Origin of the sequence: Mesorhizobium sp. B3-2-1, from assembly GCF_006439515.1 — a bacterium.
Classification (GTDB): domain Bacteria; phylum Pseudomonadota; class Alphaproteobacteria; order Rhizobiales; family Rhizobiaceae; genus Mesorhizobium.
Genome location: NZ_VFTI01000030.1, coordinates 20,241 through 44,923, shown reverse-complemented (window position 1 = coordinate 44,923; position 24,683 = coordinate 20,241). Strand labels below are relative to the sequence as shown.

Below are 24,683 nucleotides of genomic sequence, written 5' to 3'. Positions count from 1 at the left end.
AAATCCGGAGATAGAGATGAGCGAAGCGAACGCCATAACCGTCGATGTGGTGTCGGACGTCGTCTGCCCGTGGTGCTTCATCGGTCAGAAGCGGCTGGACAAGGCGGTCGCCGCGGCCGGAGATGTCGAAGTGCATATACGCTGGCGGCCGTTCCAGCTCGATCCGACCATTCCGCCGCAAGGCAAGGACCGCCGCGAATACATGCTGGCCAAGTTCGGCAGCGACGAGCGCATTCGCGAAATTCATACCCGCATCGAACCACTTGGCGAGGCCGAGGGCATTTCCTTTGCCTTCGACGCCATCAAGGTGGCGCCGAATACGCTCGACGCGCATCGGTTGATACGCTGGGCCGGTGCCGCCGGCGAGGACATTCAGAACCGGCTGGTGCGCCGCCTGTTCCAGCTGAATTTCGAGGAAGGCGTCAACATCGGCGACCACACCGTGCTGGTCGAAGCTGCCCGCGAGGCCGGCATGGACGCCTCGGTCGTTGAAACGCTCTTGCCGAGCGATGCCGATGTCGAGGCGGTTCGAACGGAAATCGCCACCGCTTCGCGCATGGGGATCACAGGCGTGCCGTGCTTCCTGCTCGAGGGGAAATATGCCGTGATGGGCGCGCAGGACGCGGACACGTTGGCTGATGCGATCCGTCAGGTCGCGGCCGCCAAGGCGCGTGGGGAGTTGGAGAAGGCCGGCTGAGGCCAGCTCACTCCGCCGACAACATGAGCGGACGCTGTCTCACTATCATTTCAGCCTTGCTGACGAAAATCCGTGGCCGTTGGGCGCCGGTGCAGGTCGACTCCTTGGTCGACGGAGAATGATCTTGCACGCCAACTGTTTCCGTAGCGCCACCTGGCGACGTCGCTCCGGCAAGGACGACGACGTCAAGGAATCAGACGTCAAGGGCGGCGTGCTTTCCGGAGTTCTGGTCTGTGCTCAATAAGAAAATCCGCCAGCCCAAACGTTTTTTGATTCACAAAGCCGTGTACGAAGCTTCCCTTGGGGAAGGTCGACAGCAGCAAGGTTCGTGGCTTCCAACAGACTGAAATAAATAGACATTTCCGGATCTTGGTCAGTCGTTTCGATGGCAATCCAACCATCGATCTGTTGCCTCGGGGCAACGGCCGCGGCGGCAATCCGGTCGGCCGGGTTTAAAATTAAGAGAAAATGATCAATTGGTGTTACCATCCGTAACAAAACAAAAAAGGTTTGGGCGGGATCGTGATTCGGATCGGCAGACGATCGCAAGAGTCAGTACCGGATGGACTACACCGCGACGCCGCAGGGCAGTCGCATTTGACGCCGGTATCCTCGATGCGCAATTTCTGGGGGCTCATGCGAGCCTACTGGGTCTCGGACCGCTGGAAGGAAGCCTGGACGCTGACGCTGGTGATCGCGTTGCTCACCGCGCTGTCCAGCAAGGCCAGCGTGTGGTTCGCCATGGCTTCGGGCGAATTGGTGAATTCGATCGCCTTCCTGCACGACGCAGCCAACACCCGCCCGCTGGAGACAATCCTGACCAACGCCGGTGTACTGGTACTGCTGGTCCTGCTCAAGGATGCCGGCTTTACCGGTATACGCAATCTCGTCTCGGCAACCTTGCACCGCAAATGGCGTGGCTGGCTGAACGACCAATTCAACCAGGCCCTGCTCGACGGCAACCATACCCATTTCCATGCTCAACATGGTGCCGCGGACGGCGGCATCGTTGCGCCCGACAATGTCGACCAGCGCATCCAGGAATCGATCAAGGACATGACCGGCGGTGCGATCGGCCTCGCCATGGGCGTGCTGGGGTTGGCGACTTCGCTCTACTTTATCGGCCAGAACCTGTTGCAATCGTCCGTGGAGGTCAAAGGTCTGGAGTTCCTTGGCAGCTATGGCAGCGCTATTCTCGCCCTTCTCGCGGTCGCCACTTACGTGCCCCTCAACACCTGGATCGCAGTCAAGCTCGGCAGCCTGCTGGAACGACTCAATATTCGCATGCAGAAGGCGGAGGGAAGCTATCGTAGCGAACTGACGACATTTCTGCGCCGCAGTTTCCATGTCGCCGCCTCACATGGCGAGGGTGTGCAGAAAATGATGCACGACCGGCTCTATGTCGACATCGATCGCACCTGGGGACGGCTGAATGTCGTCAACAGCAGCTATATGTCGTTCGAGTTGATCTACAACTTCGTCGGCGCCCGTATTGTGGCCTATGCTCCTGGCCTGGTGCCGTTCATCCACAGCCGGTTGGACTATAAGGGCTACATCACCGGCTCCGAAATGGTGGCCCAGCTCATCAGCCAGTGTTCGTGGTTCATCCATGTCATGCCCGCCATCGCCACGCTTCGCGCCAACAGCCAGCGCGTGACGGAGCTCGCCAACGCGATCGAGAATGTCCAGCACCCACAGGTATTTTACAGCCAGAGCGGCCGTTCCGATTTCCACTACGCCAGCCAGAATCCGGTTTTCGGCCTGACCATCCAGAAGCTGGAATTGGCGCATCAGGGCGAGGACGCGACGCCCTTCCTCAGCTCCGCCAACCTGCGCTTCCGGCGCGGCGAATGGACCTTCCTGAAAGGTGAATCCGGTTGCGGCAAGACCTCGCTGATCAAGGCGATCAACGGCCTGTGGCCCTATGGTCGCGGCACCATCGTCTTCCCCGAGGGCGTGAAGAGTTTTTATGCCGCCCAGGAGGTCAAGCTGCCGCAGGTGTCTTTGAAGCAGCTGGTTTGCCTGCCGGGCTCCGAACGCGACCATGGCGATGCCCAGGTCGCGTCGGCGCTGCACAAGGCTGGCCTTGGCGATTTCATCGAACACATGGCCAATGAAAGCCGCGAGGGCAAAAGCTGGGATCAGGTCCTGTCGGGCGGCCAGAAACAGAAGCTGGTGGTGGCTCGTATCATACTGCAACAACCGGGACTGTTGTTCCTCGACGAGGCGACCGGTGCTCTCGACCCTGACGGCAAGATTGCCTTCCACCAGGCCATCAAGGACAACTGCCCCGATGTGACGGTGATCAGTGTCATGCACGAGGCCGTGGCACCGAGATCGGCTGCCGGGACCGAGTTCTACCACTCGATGGTCCTGATTGCCGACGGCGTCGCCACGAAGAAGCCGCTGACCCCGAGCCTGCCCCTCGAACTCACCACGATCCTGGCCCAGCCAAGGCCGGTCGAGGACAAATGGACGCGTTTCTCGCGCCGGCTGAAGCAGAAATAACGGTGACGTCACCGGGACTTGCCGCGTCAAACGGCGGGCAGTGATCACAGTCTTGCGATCAGCGCCGTTCGGCACTGTTTTCCTCCCTCACCGCGATTGACTCGGCAAGGCGCGCTCCTATGTTGCGCCGGCTTGCAGACAGTCAAAATCGAACCCGCAAGCGGAAAGGTCACCGCGCCATGCCTGGCGACAGTCACAGTCGAACGCAACCGCCGTCCGCCTAGACGTGACCTGAATGGTTCATGTCCTGCCGGACGGCAAGGAGTGAACCATGAACGATTTTTTCCCGGTAGCGGACGACGAGGCCGTCGCCATCGCCCGCATCCTTGCCAATGACCACGTCGCCGACGTTGTCGACGCGCTCAATCATGAATCGCGCGAAACCGCGACGGAGTTGCTTTGCGCCGTACCCTTCGAACGGCTGGTCGAGATCTTCGATCAGCCTGAGCTCGAGAGCGCGCCCGAACTGGCGGAGGCCCTGCCCCGTCCCAAGGCAAGTAGGCTGCTCACCGCCATGTCCGTCGACCGTGCGGCCGACATCCTGCGCGAGCTCGACGAGCCGGCGCGCTCCGAGCTGCTCGGCGCACTGGCCCCGCCACTGCGCGCGACCCTGCTTTCCATTCTGGGCTATCCCGAAGGCAGCGCCGCCTCGATCATGACGACGGAATTCGTCAGCGTTCCCTCCGACTGGACCGTCGGGCGCACGCTCGACTACATCCGCAAGGTCGAGCGGACGCGCGAGACCATCTATGCAATCTACATCGTCGATCCGCAGACACACCTCCTGGTGCGGTCGACGGGTTTACGCCGGCTCATCACCGGTGAGCCTGATGACTCGATCCTGTCGGTGGCGCCCGACCGCATGCCGGTGACGGTCAGCCCGCTGACCGACCGCGAAAACCTGGCGCAGACGATCTCCAAATACGATTTGCTCGCCGTTCCGGTGGTCGACCACGGCAAGATCCTCGGCATCGTCACCATCGACGACATCATCGACACGATGATCGAGGAGACCACGGAGGACGTGCATCGCTTCGGCGGCATGGAGGCTCTGGACGAGCCGTATATGAAGATGAGCTTCCTCGCCATGATCAAGAAGCGTGGCGGCTGGCTCTGCGCGCTGTTCGTCAGCGAGATGCTGACGGCCAATGCGATGCAAAGCTATGAGGGCGAGCTGGAGAAAGCGATCGTGCTGACGCTATTCATCCCGCTGATCATGAGCTCCGGCGGCAATTCCGGCTCGCAGGCGACCTCGCTGGTCATCCGCGCGCTGGCGCTGCGCGAGATCGGCCTTCGCGACTGGTGGCGGGTGGCGTTGCGCGAATTGCCTACCGGTCTCGTGCTCGGCGCCATGCTCGGCGTGGTCGGCGTCTGCCGCATCGCGCTCTGGCAATATATGGGCTTTTACGACTATGGCCCGCATTGGCCGCTGATTGCCGCGACGGTTGGTGCTGCACTGGTCGGCATCGTCACCTTCGGCTCGCTGTCGGGATCGATGCTGCCGTTCGCCCTGAAACGGATCGGTTTCGACCCGGCCAGCGCATCCGCGCCGTTTGTCGCCACGCTGGTCGATGTCACCGGACTGGTGATCTATTTCTCGGTGGCGCTGGTCATCCTGCGCGGCACGTTGCTGTAGCGGTTGGACTGCAGCCGCCGGCCAAGGCTGGCGGCGGCGCGTCGACAGGCTAGGCGTCAGACGCGCTCGCCGTCCTTCACACGATAGGTCGGCTTGTACATGGTGACGAGCTCTTCTGCCGCGGTCGGATGCACGGCCATCGTGCGGTCGAAATCATCCTTGGTCAGCCCCGCCTTCAGGGGAATGCCGAGCAGCTGTGCCATTTCGCCGGCATCCGGCCCCAGTATGTGAGCGCCGAGAACCTTGCGCGAAGCACCGTCGACGACCAGCTTTATCAGCATCTTTTCGTCACGGCCCGACAGCGTGTGGCGCATCGGCCGGAAGCTGGCGCGATAGATTTCGATATCGGCGAAACGCTTGACGGCTTCGTCCTCCGACAAGCCGACCGTGCCGATTTCCGGTTGCGAGAAGACGGCGGTCGCGATCGTGTCGTGGTCGGGCGCCGTCGGATTGCCCTTGAACGCCGTCTTCACGAAGCACATCGCTTCGTGAATCGCCACCGGCGTCAGCTGCACGCGGTTGGTGACATCCCCGATTGCCCAGATATTGTCGATGTTGGTGCGGGAATAGTCATCGACCTTGATCGCACCCGTCGCGGCGGTCATTTCGATGCCTACGCCTTCCAGCCCCATATTCTCGGTGTTGGGGATACGGCCGATGGCCAGCATCACCTGGTCGACCGTCAGCACCTGCCCGCTGATGAGCTGCGCGTCGAGCCGCCCGTCCGGTCGCTTGCTGACCGATTCGGAGACGGAATGGCAAAGGATTTTTATCCCCTTCTTTTCCATCGTCTCATGCAGCGTGCGCCGCAGGTCCATGTCGAAGCGGCCAAGAATTTCCTTGCCGCGATAGACCAGCGTGGTGTCTACGCCGAGGCCGTGGAAGATATTCGCGAACTCGACCGCGATATAGCCGCCGCCCTCGATCATGATCGCCTTCGGCAGTTCCTTAAGGTCGAAAGCCTCATTGGAGAAGATGCAGTGTTCGTGGCCGGGCAGTGCCGGATGCGCCGCCGGACGGCCGCCGCTGGCGATCAGGATCTGATCGGCGGTTACGGTGCGGTCCTCGCTCAGGAGATGGATCACGTGCGGCTCGACGATCATCGCCCGCGAATGAAAGGTCTCGCCGCCCGAGCCCTCGACGTTCTTCTTGTAGATCGCTTCCAGGCGGCTGATCTCGCGGTCCTTGTTGGCGACCAGCGTCCGCCAGTCGAAACTGGCTTCCGGCACCGTCCAGCCATAGCCGGCGGCGTCCGCGAAATGCTCGGGAAATTGCGAGGCATAGACATAGAGTTTCTTGGGCACGCAGCCCCTGATGACGCATGTGCCGCCGAAACGGTACTCTTCGGCGATGCCGACGCGCTTGCCGAGCGCTGCCGCGACCCGCGCCGCCCTCACGCCGCCGGAGCCGCCGCCGATGACGAAGAGGTCGTAATCATAACCGGCCATGAAGCGGCTCCTTGAACGCCAAAAATGTGAGTGACAGGTAGGCCGCAAACCACCAAAAGAAAAGCCCGGACAGGCCGGGCTTTACAGATGGCCGAAAAGGCCGCGTTTGAAATGCAGGATCAGTTCTGCGTGTCGTCGGCAGGAGCCGACCCGTCCGCGGGCGCGGCGCCATCCGCCGGGGCCGCATTGTCGGCCGGAGCGGCGCCATCGGCGGCGGGCGCAGGCGCAGCCGGCGCCTTCGCTTTTGCTGCCGCCGCCAGCGTTTCGCCGACCTGCTGGGCAAGATCGCGAGCTACGCCGTTCTGCCAGATGTCGGCGGCCTTGACGAGGTCGCGCGTCACGGTCGGGCCGCTGTCGAGCAGCTTCTTGCCGGACTCGGAGCTGTAGAAGGCCGCGATGTCGGTGAGTTCCTTTTCGGAAAACACCTTCGCATAGGCAAGAGCCGCTTCCTTCTCGAGGTCGGCGCGGCGTGAGGCCATCGCCAGCGCCTTCTCGTTGATCGTCTTGCCGATCAGCTCCTGCATGTCAGGGTTCTTCTGGATGAGCTGCGATTCGAGCGCCGCGGCGGCCTGCGGCAGGATGTTGTCGAACGGGTCGGTCGCGTGGATCGCGGCGACTGCCGCGCGTGCGGCCTTCAGATGCGATTCCGTGACGTCCTGCGCGAAGACAGGCGAGGAGAACGCGAAGACGGCCGAAGCCGCCACGAGGACGGAAAGACGGCGAACCCGGTTATGCAACATCATGATCGATAGAACTCCCTGGTTTTCGGGCGGCATGGACAGTTTGGATGCCGTCGCCGCCGGCGATAATGGCCGCTGACGCCAGCCCGATGAAAAGACCATGCTCGACCACGCCAGGAATGGCGTGGAGAGCATTCGAAAGCGCTCTTGTATCCGGAATGCGGCCAAAAGATGCATCGAGGATAAAATGGCCGCCGTCTGTAACAAAAGGCTGGCCTCCCGTCATCCTCAATGTCACCGGACCGGAAAGGCCGAGATTTCCAGCCGCCACGGCCACGGCGATCTCGGTCGCGCGCAGTCCGAACTGGTTGACTTCGATGGGAAGAGGAAACCGGCCGAGCGTCTCGACCATCTTCGAACGGTCGGCGATGACGATCATGCGCTGTGAGGCCGCGGCCACGATCTTCTCGCGCAGCAATGCGCCGCCGCCGCCCTTGATCAATGTCAGTTCCGGGTCGACCTCGTCGGCGCCGTCAACGGTGAGATCGAGCTCGGGTGTTTCCTCCAGCGTCGACAGCGGCACGCCGAGTTCGCGGCACAGCGCAGCAGTGCGTTCCGAGGTTGGCACGCCTGTTACGGTCATGCCGGAGGCAACTTTGTCGGCCAGCAGCCGCACGAACTCCTCGGCGGTGGTGCCGGTGCCAATGCCAAGCCGCATGCCGTCGCTGACATGGGCAAGGGCGGCCCGCGCGGCCTCGACCTTCAATTGTCTGGCATCCATACTGCTTGCTGCCCCGAAACATGATGCATGTCGCCCAAAAGTGACCTCGGTTCTGGGAAAACGACATGCATGAAACAAAGACCAAAAGCGCGTCGCATGGGTCCGTTTCGACGCGACGCGCTTTGGCGTTTCGGGCTCCTAGCATTTTTGCAGGCCGGGTCAAAGCCCTCGGCGACGGCGCCACGAGTCTGCTTGCCTTAGCGCGTCGCAGCCGCTATCGCCTGCCGATGCACAAACCCGCTCAGGATGGATCATGAGTCGCCCGATCATCGTGTTCGACCTCGATGGGACGCTGATTGACACGGCGCCGGACCTGCTCGACAGCCTCAACCACAGCCTGGCGGCCAGCGAACTGGCGGCCGTCGACGAGGCCGGCTTCAAACGCTTCGTCGGGCATGGCGGCCGGGTGATGATCGAACGGGCGCATGCCGCGCAGCAACGATCCCTCAAGGTCGAGGAGCACGATCGGCTGCTGAAACTGTTCCTCGATCACTACACCGACAATATTCCGGGCAAATCCCGCCCCTACCCCGGCGTGATCGAGGCGATCGCCCGCTTTGAGAAGGCCGGCTATCTGCTGGCCATCTGCACAAACAAATACGAAGCCAACTCGCTGGCGCTGATCGAGGCGCTCGGCCTGACCAGGCATTTCGCGGCAATTGCCGGACAGGATACGTTCGCGTTCCGCAAGCCCGATCCGCGCCACCTGATCGAAACCATCAAACTGGCCGGCGGCGATCCGCACCGCGCCTTGATGGTCGGCGATTCGCAAACCGATATCGACACCGCCAAGGCCGCCGGCATTCCTGTCGTCGCCGTCGACTTCGGCTACACCGACCGTCATGTGCGCGAGTTCGAGCCCTCGACGGTGATATCGCATTTTGATGCTTTGACGCTCGATCTGGCGCAAGGGCTGATCGGCGCCGCCGCACACTGAGCGCCGGCGATGAAAATCTCTCCTGAACGGGCCATGGCGGGACCGCAAATCCGATCTGTGCGGGAACACCAGACACCGCCTTGACTTAACGGGCCGGCCTCCCTTATATCGCGGCTCGCTTGGCCTTCGGGCAACGAGCGGGCGATTAGCTCAGCGGGAGAGCACACCCTTCACACGGGTGGGGTCGCAGGTTCAATCCCTGCATCGCCCACCATCCAACTTGAAGAAATCGTTGGATGTTCGGTCGCGACCAAATTCTCTTGAAAGCTTGCTGGCACGCAAGACAAAAGGTTACTGGGACGAGAGACAAATGTCGGCCCGGGTCGAACGGTTCCTTGCTCTCCGGAACCAACCGATACACCAGCGAGTTTCCCTCCGTCGAAACTTGAGGGAAAACCATGTCCAGATTTCTGCTTGCGACCTCCGTCGCCGTTCTTCTCTTCGCCGGGCCCGCTTTCGCCGCGGATGAAAATCCGCTGCCGCCACCAAATGCCAAGAAGCTGTCGGAGATCATCGCCAAGGTCGAGCAGCGTAACGGATTTCGCTACGTGAAAGAGGTCGACTGGGACAAGGACGGCTACACCGTCACCTACTACACCTCGGACAAGGCAAAGGTCGAAATCGTCTTCGATCCTGTGACGGCCGAACCAAAATAAGGTTCGCAGGGACATCCTCGTCGCGAATGCGCTGCCTCTGCGCATTCTCAACGACGAAACGGCGGCGTCGCGAAAGGTTCCTGGGCTCTGGCGGATTCGCAGCATATGTGCGGCGGCGCCTGAGCAGCGGGTTTCATCCGTCAGCATCGGGCCATCACCCTGGCAGTCTTTGTCTACCCTTGCGTCAATTCGCCATTGATGGCTGATTGTAGAATGAACGGGCTTCACGGGGGTGGGCATGTCGACTGCGAAGCACTTGATGAAGCGCGTCCTGATGATGCTCGCCGGCTATCTCGTCGCCATATTGGTTGGCCTGATCGCCGTAGTGGCGATCTATGCCGCACTGAGTTCCCTGCCCAGCGCGCCCGCCTATTTCGACCTCATGGGCGTCTCGCCGATCGCGGCCTTGGTCGTGCCGCCGCTCGGCATGTTCATCTATTTCCTGACGGTTGTGGTGACCGCGCCGCAGACGCTGATCTTCGCGTTGATCGCCGAGTTCTTCTCCTTGCGCAGCGCCCTGCTGCACATGCTCTTCGGCGCCGCCGCGGCGGCCGGCGGCTTCTTCCTGATCTGGCCGGGCGCGGCGGAGGACATGGATCCGGAGCGCTGGGCCGACATCGGCATCATCGCCGCCGCCGGTCTGGTGGCCGGGCTGGTCTACTGGCTGATCGCCGGCCGCGATGCCGGTTTCCGACGCCCGCTGCGGAGCGTTGGCGACTAGCTCGAGGGTGAGCGAACCGCCTCGGTTGCGTCCATGGCCTGCTTCAGCCGCGAGTCGCGGTCGTAGACGTCGCTGAAATACTCGACCTTGCCGGACATGTCGGGCCAGGCGGTGAAATAGGCGACATAGACCGGGATCTTGCGGGTCACATCCTCGGTCGAGTGTCCGTGCTTCAGCTTCTCCGCGATATAATCGACGGAGGTGCCGAGCACCGCCGCCGCCATGCCACGCGGATCCTGCAGGCGCACGCAGCCATGGCTGAGCGCGCGCATGTCCTGCTTGAAGAACGATTTCTGCGGCGTGTCGTGCATGTAGATCGCATGCTTGTTGGGGAACAGGATCTTCAATTCTCCCAGCGCATTGGCCTCGCTCGGCTGCTGGCGCACATTGTAGGGAATGTTGGCGCCATACGCGCCCCAATTCACCGCCGACGAAGGGATGTGCTTGCCGCGCGAATCCGTCACCTCGTAGCCGGCCCGGTCGAGATAGCCTGGATCGCTGCGCAACCTCGGCAGCATTTCGTTGACGATGATCGACTGCGGCACGCCCCAATAGGGGTGGAAATCGACCTGCTTGATCTGGTCGTAGAAGAAGGCCGTCTGGTTGGTGACCCGGCCGACCACTGCGCGCGTCTTCAGCTTTTCCTGGCCATCGTCGATGTAGCTTGCGGTGAAGGCCGGCTGGTTGATGAAAACACGCGGGCTGCCGAGGTCGGAAGGCAGCCAGCGCAACTCTTCCAGCGCCACCTGAACCTTGAGCAGCCTGTCGGCCTTCGACGTCCCGGCCAGTGAGGCGACGGTGCGCGGTCCGATGACGCCGTCACCCTTCATGCCTTCCTTCTGCTGCACCGCCTTGATGAGCGGGACCAGTTCGGGAACATAGACTTCGCTGGTTGCCAGCCGCGACAGCACCTCGCCATAGGTGCCGCCCATCTCGTCGTCGAGATTGCGCGCTATCAGCGACAGCAGCTTCGGCAGTTCGGGGCTGGTTTCGCCCGGCTTCAGCAGCAGCTTGGGATCGACGACGATCTCGTTCTCGGCGCTCGCCTGCAGCGATTCCAGCTCGACGCGCAGCGCCTGGTACTCCGCATTCTGCGGATGGCGCGATTCGAGATAGGTGCGAACTTCCTGTGTATGCGCAAGTGTCTTCAGCACGCCCACCATGTCGAGCGGCTTGGCCGGGAAATCGTAGTAGCCGGTCATGCGGTTTGGCTCGACACGGCCGCTCTGGGCGTCATGGGCGTAACGCAGGACACGCGCCGACAGCGCCATCTCGAAACGGACGAGTTCCTTCAACTTGGCTGCGTCGTCTGTCGGTGTCGAACTGGCGGCTGGCACGTCGACCGTGTAGTCGGCAGGCGTGAGGCCGTAGCTGGCAGCCTCGCCAAGCACCCGCACGGCATCCTGCGCCCGGTTGTTGGGGCTGGTTCCGCTTACCCAGATGAAATCCGGGTTGGCCGAGTAATAGGCGATCACCGCCTTGGCAATGTCCGGCTCGGCATAGAGTTCGTAGTCGCTGAGGCCGGCAATGGCATCGTGGAAAGCAGCCCCCGTGGCAGATGGAACGAACGCGGCGTCCTGCGGCGTCGCCGGTTGGGGCGCTGCGGACAGCGTCGAGAAGTCGACGCGCACGAGCTTGTCGGCCTTGTAGGTATAGTAGGACGGACCGCTGATCCTCACGCCGCCGCCGGCCGGCGCCTTCGGTTTGTACTTTGGCGGAGGAGGTGGAAACTCACCCTTCGGCTCATGCCTGATGCCGCCGCCGAACAGCATGTCGAAAAGCCCTTGCGCCCCTGCCTGAGGCATGCCGAAAGCGAGCGTCGCCGTAATCGCCACAAGCGGCATCACGGTTGCTTTTTTACCGAGGAATTTCATGGATCACCCGCTCCGGTCGCAACCGGTTCCCGTTCCGCACGCTAAACCGTCCCGCTCACCGCATGGCGGATGTAAGGCGCGACTATACCGATTCATACCGATTTCGTTAAGCTTTCATAAATTTCGGCGGGCCTGTTGCAGAACGGTTTCACAACATCGTGACGGCTGGAGCGGGGGCGTTTCCGCTCCAGCCCGGAGGACCCGTGGAAATCAGGCGTTTGCGCCGCCGTCGATGGTCAGCGCGGCTTCGGTGACGAAACGGCCCTCCGGTCCGGAGAGCCAGGCAACCATGCGGCGATATCCTCCGTATTGCCGAATCGCGGGTCGACGGTGGCCGGGGCAATGACCGCCTGGAAGACCATGGCCGGCAGCGTCGAGGCGTGACAAACACCGTTCGTTGTGCTCGAAATCCGCCTTGCCAGCAAAAAACCTGCGGCCGGGAGGGACGACGTGAAAAAAGGATATCGCGAGCTGCTGGATGAGGCCAATGCCGAGATCGAAGTGGTTTCGCCCGAGGAAGCGGCAGGACTGCTTGAAGATGAAGATACCATTTTCGTCGATCTGCGAGATCCTCGAGAGATCGAACGCGATGGCAGAATTCCCGGCGCCAAGCATTTCACTCGTGGCATGTTGGAGTTCTGGATCGATCCCGAAAGCCCCTACCACAAGTCCTTCTTCGCTTCCGGAAAAAGCTTCGTCTTCTTCTGTGCCGGCGGCTGGCGGTCGGCCTTGGCCACCAAGACGGCGCAAGACATGGGGCTTTCGCCGGTCAAGCACATTCTCGGCGGCTACACGGCCTGGAAGGCAGCGGGATTGCCCGTAGAGCCCGGGGAAAAGAAGAAATAGCCTGAATGCCGCTCAGTGGAGCAGCGACGGCCCGCGCTGCGTGGTCACGAAGCCGACGGCGCGCTCAACCACGCCCTTGTCGGCCAGAATGCGGCGATGGCCGAGCCCATCGGCCCAGTGCAGCCGCACATGGTCGCCGGCGCCGGCATAGCGCCTTGCATGTTCAGCCGGCACTTCCCGGTCGTCAGGGGCGTGGATGACCAGCGTTGGCACGGGCGCCTGGGCGAGCTGGCGGTCGCCGGTGAATTCATGCAGCGGCCGGCCGGAGAGATATTCGACACGGTCGGCCATGGCGACCTGCGAGCGGGGGCCGACATTGAGCATGCGGCTGAAGTCGGCGAAGATTGCCGGCAGCGAGCTTGGCGCCGCGATCAGCACAAGACGTGCGGCCGCCAGCGGCGGGATGCCCTTGACGGAGCCGGCGATGGCATTGGCGGCAACGGCGCCGCCGAAGGAATGGCCCACGGCGGCCACGAACGGCCCGAACCATTGGCCGGCCACTCTTGCGGCTTCGACAGCGTTGACCATGTTCAGGTGCCTGCCCTGCGAATGACCATGACCGGGAAGATCGAGCGAGACGACCCTATGGCCGGCAGCGCGAAAACCTTCGATTAGCACGCGCATATATTCGGTACGTGAACGCCAGCCATGAATGACGAGAACGGCGCCGGCCGGCTCGCGGCCCGGTTCGGGGCGGAATTCATGCACCATGACGCAGCCGGTCGCGGTCTTCAGCCGGTGATGCCGCGCCTCGGCCATGAACTCCGCGGCGCGGTCGATGGCGCGGCGCTCGCCGTCGGTCAGCGTCCTGGTGCTTGGCGTACGGCAGAACAATTCGAAAGCCGCGCGCCCGGTGATGCGCGGCGCGACATGTTCGGCCGCACCGAACACACCTCGGATGACCTTCAGCCCGAATGATGCCATAGTCAGAATCCATCCATACGTTCAAGCATGAACATAATAGTTCAAAGATGAACAATAAACAAGAGCTACCCTGGGACAACCCGCGCTTTCGCAACTGGGTCGCGGTGGCGCGCGCCTGCCATGTGCTGGAGCGCACGCTGGCGGTGAAACTCGCGCCGCTCGACCTGAAGCCGGCGCAGCTCGACGTGCTGATGAACCTCTACCGCCATCCCGGCATGTCGCAGCACGACCTTGCCCGCAAGCTGCTCGTCGGCCGCTCCAACATCACCATGCTGTTGCCGCAGCTCGAGACGCGTGGCCTGCTGCGGCGCGAAGGCGATGAAAAGGACAAGCGCATCTTGCGGCTTACGCTGACCGAAGCCGGCGAGGCGCTGCTGATGCAGGCGCTGAAAGTGCATATGGCGCTGATCGAGAAGGCGATGAGCCAGTCGACGCCGGAGCAATGCGACATGATCGGCGAGCAGATGCGCAAGATCTATGAGGTGCTGAACGAGGCGTGATCGCCTTTCAGTCGATCACCACATCGACTTCTTCGCCCGCTCCGGCCATTCCCTGTCGTAGGTCTCGCCGTCGATATTCTCGCGGCTGGTGATTTCCAGGATCTTTCCCGGTGTCGGCAGCGACTTCGGATCGACATGTCTCTCCGAATTCCAGAGTTCCGACCGCACGATCGCCCGGGCGCACTGGAAATAGATCGAATCGACATCGATCACCGTGACCGAACGCGCCGGCTTGCCGTCGACCATGAAGGACGCGCACAGCGCCGCCTCCGTGGTGATATGCGCCCGGCCGTTGATGCGCAGCGTCGTGCCGGAGCCTGGCACCAGGAACAGCAGGCCGATGCGCGGGTCGCGGATGATGTTCTTCAACGAATCGGCACGGTTGTTGCCGCGCCGGTCCGGCATCATCAGCGTTTTCGCATCGACGATACGCACGAAGCCCGCGAGATCGCCGCGCGGCGAACAGTCCAGCCCCTCCGGACCGCTGGTCGCTAGTGCGACAAAGGGCGAGGCTTCGATAAAAGCGGCGTATTCGGGGATGACATGGTCGAGTTCCTTGACCACGGAGGCTTCGCCGGGCAACCCGTAGAGCGCTTCGAGTTGTTCGACTGTGGTGATGACCGACATTTTCCGTCTCCCGATCCGCCGCCCCTACTCCCGGTCGATGACGTTTTGACGACGCAACGGCGGCTAACGATCGCGGCTCAAGCCTTTCTCGGCGAGTTCCGCGAGATAGACGCTCCAGCGTGCGTCCTTCTCGTGGCCAAGCGTGTGCAGGTAATTCCAGGTGAAGATGCCGGTGTCATGGAAATCGTCGAAGGTGATGCGCACGGCGTAATTGCCGACCGGCTCGATCTTCAGGATGGCCACATCGCGTTTGCCGGGAACCGTCACCCTCTGTTCCGGCGAATGGCCCTGCACTTCCGCGGAAGGCGACGCCACGCGCAGCAATTCCGCCGGCAGCTCGAACGGCTGATGGCCCGGAAACGTCACGGTGAGCAGCTTGCGGTCCCTGGAGACCCTCAGTTCTTTTGGCGCTGTCATGGTCGATCCTGTCTGAATGCCCTTCCCTACGCTGCTTCGCCCCGTACGCAAAGGCGTCGACGGTGTCCGACGCGCAATGTCGGTCGGGGAATGTTACCAAAGATCGAGGCAAGCTATCTTGAATGGCGGGCTGGATCGTATCACATAGCCGTATATAACGACGCAGCTAATGGCCACGGAAACGCTCGAACATGAACATGATCGACCCCTTCGGTCGCACGATCAGCTATCTCAGAGTGTCGGTTACCGACCGCTGCGATTTCCGCTGCACCTATTGCATGGCCGAGGATATGGCCTTCCTGCCCAAGAAGGACCTGCTTTCGCTGGAAGAACTTGACCGGCTCTGCACCGTCTTCATCGAAAAGGGTGTGAAACGGTTGCGCCTCACTGGCGGTGAGCCGCTGGTGCGCAAGAACATCATGCACTTGGTGCGCCAGCTTTCGCGTCACCTCGAAAGCGGCGCGCTGGAAGAACTGACGCTGACCACCAACGGCTCGCAGCTTTCGCGCTTCGCCGCCGAGCTCGCCGATTGCGGCGTCAAACGCATCAATGTTTCGCTTGATACGCTCGATGCCGACAAGTTCCACGCCGTCACCCGGTGGGGTCATCTCGACAAGGTCATGGCCGGCATCGACGCGGCGCAGGCGGCGGGACTGAAAGTCAAGCTCAATGCGGTGGCGTTGAAGGATTTCAACGACGCCGAACTGCCCGAGATGATGCGTTGGGCGCACGGCCGGGGCATGGACCTGACCGTCATCGAGACCATGCCGATGGGCGAGATCGACGCCGACCGCACCGACCAGTATCTGCCGCTGTCGTTGCTGCGCGCTTCGCTCGAGCGCCAGTTCACGCTGACCGACATCCCGTTCAAGACCGGCGGCCCGGCCCGCTATGTCCATGTCGCCGAGACCGATGGAAAACTCGGCTTCATCACGCCGATGACGCATAATTTCTGCGAAAGCTGCAACCGGGTCAGGCTGACCTGCACGGGCACGCTCTATATGTGCCTTGGCCAGGAGGATGCGGCCGATCTGCGCGCGCCGCTGCGCGCGTCCGAAGGCAACGAACTTGTCGCCGACGCAATAGACGAAGCCATCGGCCGCAAGCCGAAAGGCCATGACTTCATCATCGACCGCCGCACCAGTCGTCCGTCGGTGTCACGGCATATGAGTGTCACGGGCGGCTGACCTTCTCGTCTGTCTGTGCGAGAATTGTCCCGCAATCATCGGCTTCGGGGCTGACATGCGGTGGCTTTTTTCAATCGTGACATTTCTCGCCGTGGTCTCGGCGAGCGCCGCGTTTGCGGCGCAGTCCACCTACGTGAACGATCGCTTCGGCACCGTCTGCACCTTTCCCGACGATATTTTCACCGATCGCCAGCCTGAACCTGAAAATGGCGACGGCCAGGTGTGGCTGAGCGCGGACGGCGCCAGCCTGACATGCTCCGGCATGTTCAATGTCGATGACGACACGCCGAAGGGATTCATTGCCGGCCAAAAGGCGAGCAATGAGCCGGGCTACGAAATCACCTACAGCAAGGCCGGCAAGGACTGGGCGGTGTTGTCGGGTGTGAAGGATGGAAAGATCTTTTATGAGCGGCGCCTGTTTGGCAGGGATGGCGTCATCCGCACGGTCTGGGTCGATTATCCGCAGGCGCTGAAATCGAAATATGACCCGCTTGTCGGCGCCATCGCCGGCAGCCTCAAGGGGCCATGAGCCGCGAGCATTTTAGCCACACCGCAAACAAATCTTTGTCCGCGAATGTCCGTCAGATTTACTGGTAGCGGTTTCCCGCCTAGCCTCCCTTGCGTAGCGGTTCATCGCTTTCTCGGGGGATTACATCATGCGCAACCTTCTTCTTTCCTTCGCTTTGCTCGGCCTGGCTGCCCTGCCCGCGGCTGCCCAGTCGATCGGCGGCACCTACACCGTCGCCGGCACCAATTTCGACGGTTCGTCCTATGACGGCGAAGCCACCATCACGCTGACCAGCGGGACCACCTGCGCGATCCACTGGGAGACGGGCGGCTCATCGTCGGATGGCATCTGCATGCGTAACGACAACGCATTCTCCGCCGGCTACGCAATGGGCAAGGATATCGGCCTCGTCGTCTACAAGGTCGAGGATGACGGGTCGTTGCATGGTCTGTGGACCATCGCCGGCAAGGAAGGGAATGGCACCGAGGTGCTGACCCCCAAGAAGTAGACGACGCCTCGTCTGCACCAATGTCGGGAGGCGACGCCGCCTTCCGACAGAATTCGTGCCTGATCCGGGATGATTTCGCGTCGGCGAAGATGGATATCCGGTCCTGGCCCAGCCCTTTGCCGTTGCTGTTTCATGGCGGGCTGTTACAGGCTTGCCTGCCAAAGCAACCGGTAGGTGTCTTGCCCCTTTCCCCAAATCTTCGCGGTGCGTTGTTCATGGTGGTAGCCATGGTTGGCTTCACGCTCAACGACGCCATTACCAAATACTCTTCCCAGTCGATGAACATGGCGCAGGTCATGCTGATCAGGGGGGCGTTCGCTTCGCTTTTTGTCGGGCTGCTGGCCTGGCAACGCGGCGCGCTTGTCCAGCCTCGCCTGATGCTGCAGCCGCTGGTGGCGATCCGTGTGCTGGGTGAAGCGGGCGCTACGGTGTCCTTCTTGGTCGCGCTCGCGCATTTGCCGATCGGCAGCGTTTCGGCTGTCTTGCAAGCGCTGCCGCTGGCGGTGACGATGGGCGCGGCGCTGTTTTTCGGCGAAGCGGTCGGCTGGCGGCGCTGGTTGGCGATCGCTATCGGCTTTGTCGGGGTTATGATCATCGTGCGGCCGGGTTTCGAGGGCTTCAGCGTCTATTCGCTGGTGGCGCTGGCATCCGTCGCGTGCTGCACGGTGCGGGACCTCGCCACCAAGTGCATTCCCAAGACCATCCCGACGATGCTGGTCTCGACCGCCACCGCGCTTGCCATGACCGTCGTCGGCGCCATTCTGTTGACGCCGATGGGTGGCTGGACGCCGATGACCGGCAAAAGCACGGCGCTGCTGGCGCTGGCTGCGGTGCTGGTGCTGATCGGCTACCAATTCATCATCATGGCGATGCGTTCGGGCGAGATCTCTTTCATCGCGCCGTTCCGCTACACGGCGCTCCTCTGGTCGATTCTGCTTGGCTTGATCGTCTTCGGCGACATCCCGGACATGCCGATGATCGCCGGCGCGACTATCGTCGTCGGCTCGGGCCTTTATGCGCTCTATCGCGAGCGGGTGGTCGGCCGACGAAGGATCGTCGCCGAAAGCACCGGGCCGTCCATGGCACCGGACGGACTCTAGCCGCCCTTGAAGTTGCTTGCGATTTCCCGCGGCTGGCGTACAGGCTGGATGGCATGAAGCGGGATATCGCGGGGATCATTCTGGCCGGTGGCCAGTCGAGACGGATGGGCGGTGGCGACAAAAGCCTGTTGCCGCTCGGCAGCGGCTGCGTGCTCGACCAGGTCCTGTCGCGGTTTGGCCGCCAGTTCGAGACCCTGGCGCTTAGCGCCAACGGCGACCCGGCACGGTTTGCCCGTTTCGGGCTGCCGGTGCTGGCCGATACCGTCGAAGGCTTTGCCGGACCACTTGCCGGAATCCTCACCGGCCTGGAATGGGCCGCTGCCGCCACCCCTTGCAAGGCGATCGTCACCGCTGCCGGCGACACGCCTTTCCTACCGCTTGATCTCGTCGATCGTCTGGCGGCGGCAGCCGGCGAACGCCCCGGTTCGATCGCCGTCGCTTTCTCGGCAGGCAGGCGGCACCCGACCTTCGCACTATGGCCGACCGGATGCCACGAAGCCTTGCGGCATTTCCTCGTCGATGAGGACAACAAGCGGGTTTCGGCCTTCATCGAGCGGCACGGTTGCGTCGAGGTCGAATTCCAGCTCCTGCAGTCCGCCGGACAACCAATCGATCCTTTCTTCAACATGAATGTGCCGGACGATCTTGCCCATGCCGAACACCTGTTGCAGAGCATGACGCCATGAACAGACGCATCTTCGGCATCACCGGTTGGAAAAACTCCGGCAAGACCACACTGACGGAAAAGCTGGTCGCGGAGCTTGTGCGGCGCGGCTGGAAGGTCTCGACGGTCAAACATGCCCATCATGATTTCGACATCGACAAGCCGGGCGCCGACAGCTTCCGCCATCGGCAGGCCGGCGCAACCGAGGTTGCGATCGTATCGGGCAATCGCTGGGCGCTGATGCACGAGTTGCGCGGCGAGCAAGAGCCGCCGCTGGACGCCATCCTCTCGCGGCTCGCCCCGTGCGACATCGTGCTGGTCGAAGGCTACAAGCGCGAACCCCACCGCAAGATCGAAACGAGGCGGCTGGAAGCGAAGGACCGGACGCCGCTTTCAGCGGCTGATCCCAATATTGTCGCTGTCGCCGCGGATTTCGCCGTCACCGACGAGAGCCTGCCGGTGTTCGACCTCGACGACGCAGAATCCATAGCCGACTTCATCGAGCGCACGACCGGACTCGTTGCTTGAGCTGTAGCGTAACGGCAGTATCCCATTGCCGATTTTGACGGTTTTGCAGTTGCTTTTTTCTTGGAAAGAGTGGGAGTATCGGCCCAGCGGGCGGTCAAAAGCACCGCCCCACAGAGCCGTTTCGGAACGACGGCCGGGACCATAAAGAGAGGACTATCATGCGTATTGCACTGCGTATCGCGCTCGCCGCATCGGCTGCGCTGCTGACGCTCGGCGTAGCCCAGGCCCAGGAAAAGACCCTGAGGATCGGTACCGAAGGCGCCTACCCCCCATTCAACAACCTCACCGCCGATGGCCAGCTTGTCGGCTTCGACATCGACATCGCCAAGGCGCTTTGCGATGAAATGAAGGTCAAGTGCACCTTCGTCGCCCAGGACTGGGACGGCATCATTCCCGCACTTCAGGCCGGCAAGTTCGACGCGATCGTCGCCTCGATGTCGATCACGCCGGAGAGGAAGGAGAAGGTCGACTTCTCGCACAAATACTACAACACGCCGTCTGCAATCGCCGTGCCGAAGGATTCGCCGCTCAAGGGCGTGACCAAGGAAGACCTTGCCGGCAAGAGTATCGGTGTCGCCACCACGACCACCCATTTCAACTATGCCTCGAAGACCTATACCGACAGCACCGTCAAGGGCTATCCGAGCAGCCCCGAGGAACAGGCTGATCTCGCCAACGGCCGCCTCGATGCCATCGAGGACGATATCGTCGTGCTGCAGCAGTGGCTCGATTCGCCTGACGGCGCCTGCTGCAAGATCCTCGGTCAGCCCTCGCCGCAACCGGTCGAAATTTTTGGGCCTGGGGCCGGCATCGCCGTTCGAAAGGGCGAGACCGACCTGGTCAACAAGCTGAATTCCGCCATCGACGCGATCCGCGCCAACGGAAAATACAAGGAAATCAACGACAAGTACTTCAAGTTCGACGTCTACGGCGCCGAGTCCTGATAGTCTATTGCCAAGGCGGCAGGGGGATCCCCTGTCGCCTTATTCATCTCGGGAGAGCCGTGGGGATAAGACCAGTCAATGCCAGCCCAAAGCATATGGACACTGCTCAGTTGGGGACCGGAGGGCTGGAGTGACGATATTGCATATGGCGCGTTGGTCACCATCGCGCTTGCGCTTGCAACGCTGCCGATCGGCTTGACGATCGGCTTTTTCGTCGCCTGGGCCAAGCAGTCCGAAGAACCGTCGCTGCGGGTGGCCGCCAACATCTACACCACCGTGTTTCGCGGCCTGCCGGAACTGGTGACGCTGTTCCTGTTCTTCTTCGGCATGCCCATCCTGCTGCAATACGTCATCCGCCTCTTCAAGCCCGAGGCGACGATCGACGTCGACAGCTTCATCGCCGGCATGATCGTGCTGTCGCTGATCTTTTCTTCCTATGCCAGCGAGGTGTTTCTTTCCGCCTTTCGCGCCATTCCGAAGGGCCAGTATGAAGGCGGCTACGCGATCGGCCTGTCGACGTGGCTGACCATGCGCAAGGTAATCCTGCCTCAGCTGCTGCGCATCGCCTTTCCCGGCCTCGAGAATTGCTGGCTCAGCCTGCTCAAGGACACCGCCTTGGTCTCGGTCGTCAACCTCGCCGAAACCTTGCGCAACGCCGGCGTGGCCGCGCGTGTCACGAAACACGCCTTCCTGTTCTACAGCGTGGCCGCGCTGGTTTTCCTCGCTCTGGCGATCCTGTCATCGATCGCGACCGGGTTCATCTTGCGCTCGCTGGGGCGGAGAGAGGCACGATGAGCGTCAGCCAAGCTATTTCAGTTGACCGACCGCCACCGCAGGCTCGCGGCTGGCCGCGCACCCGTATCGTCGGTTACGCGCTCGTCGGCCTCTGGATTCTCTTCGGCCTCGGTATCCTCGCCTATCTCGTCTATGCCTGGAACGGCGAGTTCTTTGCCAGATATGCGCCTGCCTATCTGCAGGGACTCTGGACCACGCTGTCTCTCGTCGCGATTTCGATGGTTGCCGGTGCGATCTTTTCGCTGCCCGTCACCTATGGCCGCATGTCGAAGAACCGGTTCCTGTCCGGCCTTGCCTACTGCTACGTCTATTTCTTCCGCGGCACGCCACTGCTGGTCCAAGTCTACCTCGTCTACTATGGCCTGGGCTCTTTCCGGCTGCAGCTTGAATCCGTCGGGCTGTGGTGGTTCTTCCGCGAGGCCTTCAACTGCGGCGTCTTCGCCTTTGCGCTCAACACCGCCGCCTATCAGGCCGAGATCCTGCGCGGCGCCATCGAAAGCGTGCCCAGGGGCCAATGGGAAGGAGCCGCCTCGCTCGGCCTGCACAAGCTGCAGACGCTGCGCAAGGTTGTCCTGCCGCAGGCGTTCATCGTGGCTTTGCGCCCCTACGGCAACGAACTGGTTCTGATGATCAAGGCTTCGGCCATCGTCGCCATCATTACCGTCTACGACCTCATGGGCAACGCGAAGCTCGCCTACGCCAAATCCTTCGATTTCCAGGCCTATGTCTGGGTCGCCATCGTCTATCTGGTGATGGTCGAGATCCTGCGCCACGGCGTCGAATGGATCGAACGCCGGATCACCATCCATCTGCATCGCTGAGGCATCGCCGAACCGTTCCTGATCGGCCTGTGCCAGTCGATGCGGCGGTGCGCGCCTTGACGAATTCGTCGCATGGCCTAGAGCTTCCGCAGCTGAAATCTCTATTTCCGTCGGAAGGACAAGGCATGGCATCGGTGGCATTTCTCGGTCTTGGCGTCATGGGCTATCCCATGGCCGGACACCTGAAGAACAAGGGCGGCCACGACGTCACCGTCTACAACCGCACAAGCGCCAAAGCCGAACAATGGGTCGCTCAACATGGCGGCAACTTTGCCCCGACGCCGGCCCAGGCCGCCAAGGGCAAGGATTTCGTCTTTTCCTGTGTCGGCAATGACGATGATCTGCGCTCGGTAACCACAGGGTCGGAAGGCGCCTTCAAGGCGATGAAGAAAGGCTCGGTTTTTATCGACAACACCACGGCTTCGGCAGAAGTCGCGCGCGAGCTGGCGCAAGCCGCGCAGTCGGGCGGGTTCTCATTTCTCGACGCACCGGTCTCCGGTGGCCAGGCCGGCGCCGAGAACGGCGTGCTGACCGTCATGGTCGGCGGCGATGAGGCTGCGTTCGACAGGGCCAGGCCGGTCATCGACGCCTATGCCCGCATGGTCGGACTGATGGGGTCGGCTGGCGCCGGTCAGCTCACCAAGATGATCAACCAGATCTGCATCGCCGGACTGGTGCAGGGACTGTCGGAAGGCATCCATTTCGGCAAGAAGGCCGGGCTCGACATCGAAAAGGTGATCGAGGTGATTTCCAAGGGTGCCGCCGGCTCCTGGCAGATGGAAAACCGGCACAAGACCATGAACGCCGGAAAATATGATTTCGGTTTCGCCGTCGACTGGATGCGCAAGGATCTCGGCATCTGCCTGGCGGAAGCCGACCGCAATGGCGCCAGATTGCCCGTGACCGCGCTTGTCGACCAGTTCTACAAGGACGTGCAGGCGATGGGCGGTAAACGCTGGGACACGTCCTCGTTGCTGGCCCGGCTGGAGAAGTAGGCGCCGATGTCCCTGCCCGCTCCGAATTGGACCGCGCAGGATATCGTCGCCCATCTGCGTTCGATTGGAACCATGGAAAACCGCACCGGCATGGCGCGGTTCGGCATCAACACCGCGACCGCGCTCGGCATCGGCAATGCGGATTTACGACCCTTGGCACGCAAGGTGAAGCGCAACCATGAGCGAGCCCTGGCGCTTTGGGACAGCGGCATTCGCGAGGCGCGGCTGATGGCGGCCTTCACCGGCGAGCCGAAAAAGATCGGCATCGAAGAGTGCCGCCGCTGGGCTGGCGATTTCGATTCCTGGGAGATCGTCGACACGGTCTCCGACCTGTTCGTGGACACGCCGTTCTGGCGCCAGCTGGTCGAAGAGTTTGCCGCCGACCAGCGCGAATTCGTCCGCCGCACTGCCTTCGCCATGCTGGCATGGGCAGCCGTGCATTTAAAAAAGGAACCGGACACGACTTTCCAGGGCGATCTGCCCTTGATCGAATCTCATTCCCGCGATGAACGCAATTTCGTCAGGAAAGCGGTCAACTGGGCGCTGCGGCAGATCGGCAAACGGTCGATGAGTTTGCATGGCCCTGCCCTTGCGCTGGCGAACAGACTTGCCAACTCCACCGACAAGACGGCACGCTGGCTCGGCAAGGATGCGGTGAAAGAACTTTCGCATGCCAAAACGCACGAACGCCTCGTCGCCAGAAAAATCTGACAGGGCGAGGGGTGCTGCGGCCGGTTCTCGCCGACATGTGATGTGGCTCGAGCATTGACGCCACCGACAGCGGCGTCTCTACTTGTCCGCAAAGGACGCGGCCATGAACCATTTCACTTCGATCCTGGCGCTCGCGGCCGCGCTTGCTCTCTCCACCGCAGGTGCTTCGGCCGAGACCACGCACATTTTCTGGAAGGACCTGCGTCCAGCAACCCAGGCAGTTGCCGAAGACGCCGGTCTGCCGATGATCGCGGCGAAACTGCCGGATCATGGCGAGACGCTATCGGTTGCCCTGCAGGACAAAACGATACAATTAGCCGGCTATGCATTGCCGGTCGACCGCGACGGCGACCTCGTCTATCAGTTCCTGCTGGTGCCGTGGACGGGTGCTTGCAGCCACATGCCGACGCCGCCTCCCAACCAGATCGTGCTGGTCACGCCTGCCCATCCCTACAAGATGTCGGAAGCCTACCAGCCGGTCGCCATTACCGGTGCCCTGAAGCCGGACATGGAGAAAAGCCAGCTGTTCATTCTCGACGGCGCCAGCGTCATCCAGTCCGGTTATACCGTGCGCAAGGCCGATGTCGTGGGCGTCGACACGGTTCCGGACTCCGTCATATTGCCGGTGAACTCGCCCTGGAGTTTCCTCAACAAGAAGAAAAATTGAGTG

General features: G+C 62.0%; 28 protein-coding genes, 1 tRNA gene and 1 pseudogene. 21 read left to right on the top strand and 9 right to left on the bottom strand.

Going from position 1 to position 24,683, the window contains the following annotated elements:
* Nucleotides 1-16: 16 nt before the first annotated feature.
* Nucleotides 17-697: a DsbA family protein gene (locus tag FJW08_RS25740; RefSeq protein WP_140812812.1), complete on the top strand. Its 681-nt coding sequence runs from the start codon at nucleotides 17-19 to the stop codon at nucleotides 695-697.
* A gap of 237 nt (nucleotides 698-934) precedes the next feature.
* Here FJW08_RS25740 and FJW08_RS32525 read toward each other — a convergent pair whose 3' ends face one another.
* A complete protein-coding gene (locus FJW08_RS32525) occupies nucleotides 935-1,246 on the bottom strand; it encodes a hypothetical protein (RefSeq protein WP_181183046.1) in 312 nt (103 codons plus the stop codon).
* A gap of 66 nt (nucleotides 1,247-1,312) precedes the next feature.
* Between FJW08_RS32525 and FJW08_RS25735 the strand changes: the two genes are divergently transcribed.
* The gene (locus FJW08_RS25735; RefSeq protein ID WP_181183049.1) at nucleotides 1,313-3,205 is read left to right on the top strand and encodes an ABC transporter ATP-binding protein/permease; all 1,893 of its coding nucleotides are present in this window, start codon (nucleotides 1,313-1,315) and stop codon (nucleotides 3,203-3,205) included.
* A gap of 271 nt (nucleotides 3,206-3,476) precedes the next feature.
* A complete protein-coding gene (gene mgtE / locus FJW08_RS25730) occupies nucleotides 3,477-4,841 on the top strand; it encodes a magnesium transporter (protein WP_140812810.1) in 1,365 nt (454 codons plus the stop codon).
* Nucleotides 4,842-4,897: 56 nt separating this feature from the next.
* Here the strand turns inward: mgtE and gor are convergent, their stop codons facing one another.
* From gor to rpiA, 3 genes are all read right to left on the bottom strand, one after another.
* Nucleotides 4,898-6,289 carry a glutathione-disulfide reductase gene (gene gor / locus FJW08_RS25725; RefSeq protein WP_140812809.1) on the bottom strand — a complete coding sequence of 464 codons (1,392 nt, stop codon included), beginning with the start codon at nucleotides 6,287-6,289 and terminating at the stop codon, nucleotides 4,898-4,900.
* Nucleotides 6,290-6,408: 119 nt separating this feature from the next.
* A complete protein-coding gene (locus FJW08_RS25720; RefSeq protein ID WP_140812808.1) occupies nucleotides 6,409-7,032 on the bottom strand; it encodes a DUF2059 domain-containing protein in 624 nt (207 codons plus the stop codon).
* Entirely contained in the window at nucleotides 7,019-7,750 is a 732-nt protein-coding gene (gene rpiA, locus FJW08_RS25715) for a ribose-5-phosphate isomerase RpiA (protein WP_140812807.1), read from the bottom strand. The genes FJW08_RS25720 and rpiA overlap by 14 nt, the downstream gene beginning before the upstream one ends.
* Nucleotides 7,751-8,003: 253 nt before the next feature.
* Here rpiA and FJW08_RS25710 point away from each other — a divergent pair, with 253 nt between their 5' ends.
* The 4 genes from FJW08_RS25710 to FJW08_RS25695 all read left to right on the top strand — a co-directional run bounded on the left by FJW08_RS25710 (nucleotide 8,004) and on the right by FJW08_RS25695 (nucleotide 10,064).
* A complete protein-coding gene (locus tag FJW08_RS25710; protein ID WP_140812806.1) occupies nucleotides 8,004-8,687 on the top strand; it encodes a phosphoglycolate phosphatase in 684 nt (227 codons plus the stop codon).
* Nucleotides 8,688-8,826: 139 nt separating this feature from the next.
* Nucleotides 8,827-8,901: transfer RNA gene (locus FJW08_RS25705), tRNA-Val, on the top strand.
* A gap of 184 nt (nucleotides 8,902-9,085) precedes the next feature.
* Complete coding sequence (locus FJW08_RS25700) at nucleotides 9,086-9,343, top strand: PepSY domain-containing protein (protein WP_140812805.1); 258 nt, start codon at nucleotides 9,086-9,088, stop codon at nucleotides 9,341-9,343.
* 238 nt (nucleotides 9,344-9,581) lie between these two features.
* The gene (locus FJW08_RS25695; RefSeq protein ID WP_140812804.1) at nucleotides 9,582-10,064 is read left to right on the top strand and encodes a hypothetical protein; all 483 of its coding nucleotides are present in this window, start codon (nucleotides 9,582-9,584) and stop codon (nucleotides 10,062-10,064) included.
* Here the strand turns inward: FJW08_RS25695 and FJW08_RS25690 are convergent.
* Nucleotides 10,061-11,938, bottom strand: coding sequence for a murein L,D-transpeptidase (locus FJW08_RS25690; protein WP_140812803.1), 1,878 nt, complete (start codon nucleotides 11,936-11,938; stop codon nucleotides 10,061-10,063). The two genes, FJW08_RS25695 and FJW08_RS25690, sit on opposite strands and share 4 nt — an antisense overlap.
* A gap of 210 nt (nucleotides 11,939-12,148) precedes the next feature.
* Nucleotides 12,149-12,229 (bottom strand): annotated as a pseudogene (locus FJW08_RS33395) (oxidoreductase); the annotation flags it as partial.
* 159 nt (nucleotides 12,230-12,388) lie between these two features.
* Between FJW08_RS33395 and FJW08_RS25680 the strand changes: the two are divergent.
* Nucleotides 12,389-12,784: a rhodanese-like domain-containing protein gene (locus FJW08_RS25680; protein WP_140812838.1), complete on the top strand. Its 396-nt coding sequence runs from the start codon at nucleotides 12,389-12,391 to the stop codon at nucleotides 12,782-12,784.
* Nucleotides 12,785-12,796: 12 nt separating this feature from the next.
* Here FJW08_RS25680 and FJW08_RS25675 read toward each other — a convergent pair whose 3' ends face one another.
* Complete coding sequence (locus tag FJW08_RS25675; RefSeq protein ID WP_140812802.1) at nucleotides 12,797-13,708, bottom strand: alpha/beta fold hydrolase; 912 nt, start codon at nucleotides 13,706-13,708, stop codon at nucleotides 12,797-12,799.
* A gap of 47 nt (nucleotides 13,709-13,755) precedes the next feature.
* On the opposite strand from FJW08_RS25675, the gene FJW08_RS25670 reads away from it, so the two are divergent.
* Nucleotides 13,756-14,208, top strand: a complete 453-nt coding sequence (locus FJW08_RS25670) for a MarR family transcriptional regulator (RefSeq protein WP_140758701.1) — start codon at nucleotides 13,756-13,758, stop codon at nucleotides 14,206-14,208.
* Between the two features lie 15 nt (nucleotides 14,209-14,223).
* Here FJW08_RS25670 and FJW08_RS25665 read toward each other — a convergent pair whose 3' ends face one another.
* Complete coding sequence (locus tag FJW08_RS25665; RefSeq protein ID WP_140812801.1) at nucleotides 14,224-14,835, bottom strand: pyridoxamine 5'-phosphate oxidase family protein; 612 nt, start codon at nucleotides 14,833-14,835, stop codon at nucleotides 14,224-14,226.
* A 63-nt stretch (nucleotides 14,836-14,898) separates the two neighbouring features.
* Nucleotides 14,899-15,252 (bottom strand): DUF971 domain-containing protein, encoded by a 354-nt coding sequence (locus FJW08_RS25660; protein ID WP_140758703.1) that lies wholly within the window; start codon nucleotides 15,250-15,252, stop codon nucleotides 14,899-14,901.
* 191 nt (nucleotides 15,253-15,443) lie between these two features.
* Between FJW08_RS25660 and moaA the strand changes: the two genes are divergently transcribed.
* The 12 genes from moaA (at nucleotide 15,444) to FJW08_RS25600 (ending at nucleotide 24,680) form a co-directional block, all read left to right on the top strand.
* Nucleotides 15,444-16,439, top strand: a complete 996-nt coding sequence (gene moaA / locus FJW08_RS25655) for a GTP 3',8-cyclase MoaA (protein ID WP_140758704.1) — start codon at nucleotides 15,444-15,446, stop codon at nucleotides 16,437-16,439.
* A 76-nt stretch (nucleotides 16,440-16,515) separates the two neighbouring features.
* Nucleotides 16,516-16,968, top strand: a complete 453-nt coding sequence (locus FJW08_RS25650; RefSeq protein WP_246682566.1) for a hypothetical protein — start codon at nucleotides 16,516-16,518, stop codon at nucleotides 16,966-16,968.
* Between the two features lie 127 nt (nucleotides 16,969-17,095).
* The gene (locus tag FJW08_RS25645) at nucleotides 17,096-17,455 is read left to right on the top strand and encodes a hypothetical protein (protein WP_140758706.1); all 360 of its coding nucleotides are present in this window, start codon (nucleotides 17,096-17,098) and stop codon (nucleotides 17,453-17,455) included.
* Nucleotides 17,456-17,634: 179 nt separating this feature from the next.
* Nucleotides 17,635-18,555 (top strand): DMT family transporter, encoded by a 921-nt coding sequence (locus FJW08_RS25640; protein WP_140812799.1) that lies wholly within the window; start codon nucleotides 17,635-17,637, stop codon nucleotides 18,553-18,555.
* Between the two features lie 53 nt (nucleotides 18,556-18,608).
* Nucleotides 18,609-19,241, top strand: a complete 633-nt coding sequence (gene mobA / locus FJW08_RS25635; RefSeq protein WP_140812798.1) for a molybdenum cofactor guanylyltransferase MobA — start codon at nucleotides 18,609-18,611, stop codon at nucleotides 19,239-19,241.
* Nucleotides 19,238-19,747 (top strand): molybdopterin-guanine dinucleotide biosynthesis protein B, encoded by a 510-nt coding sequence (gene mobB, locus FJW08_RS25630; protein ID WP_140758709.1) that lies wholly within the window; start codon nucleotides 19,238-19,240, stop codon nucleotides 19,745-19,747. The genes mobA and mobB overlap by 4 nt, the downstream gene beginning before the upstream one ends.
* Nucleotides 19,748-19,905: 158 nt before the next feature.
* Nucleotides 19,906-20,691: an ABC transporter substrate-binding protein gene (locus FJW08_RS25625; protein WP_140758710.1), complete on the top strand. Its 786-nt coding sequence runs from the start codon at nucleotides 19,906-19,908 to the stop codon at nucleotides 20,689-20,691.
* 78 nt (nucleotides 20,692-20,769) lie between these two features.
* Complete coding sequence (locus FJW08_RS25620; RefSeq protein ID WP_127872456.1) at nucleotides 20,770-21,486, top strand: ABC transporter permease; 717 nt, start codon at nucleotides 20,770-20,772, stop codon at nucleotides 21,484-21,486.
* On the top strand, nucleotides 21,483-22,307 hold the full coding sequence (locus tag FJW08_RS25615) for an ABC transporter permease (protein ID WP_140758711.1): 825 nt from the start codon (nucleotides 21,483-21,485) through the stop codon (nucleotides 22,305-22,307). Before FJW08_RS25620 ends, FJW08_RS25615 begins: the two co-directional genes overlap by 4 nt.
* Before the next feature lie 125 nt (nucleotides 22,308-22,432).
* A complete protein-coding gene (locus tag FJW08_RS25610; protein ID WP_140812797.1) occupies nucleotides 22,433-23,302 on the top strand; it encodes an NAD(P)-dependent oxidoreductase in 870 nt (289 codons plus the stop codon).
* Nucleotides 23,303-23,308: 6 nt separating this feature from the next.
* Entirely contained in the window at nucleotides 23,309-24,013 is a 705-nt protein-coding gene (locus FJW08_RS25605; RefSeq protein WP_140812796.1) for a DNA alkylation repair protein, read from the top strand.
* Nucleotides 24,014-24,116: 103 nt separating this feature from the next.
* A complete protein-coding gene (locus tag FJW08_RS25600) occupies nucleotides 24,117-24,680 on the top strand; it encodes a DUF3299 domain-containing protein (RefSeq protein WP_140812795.1) in 564 nt (187 codons plus the stop codon).
* Nucleotides 24,681-24,683: the final 3 nt, after the last annotated feature.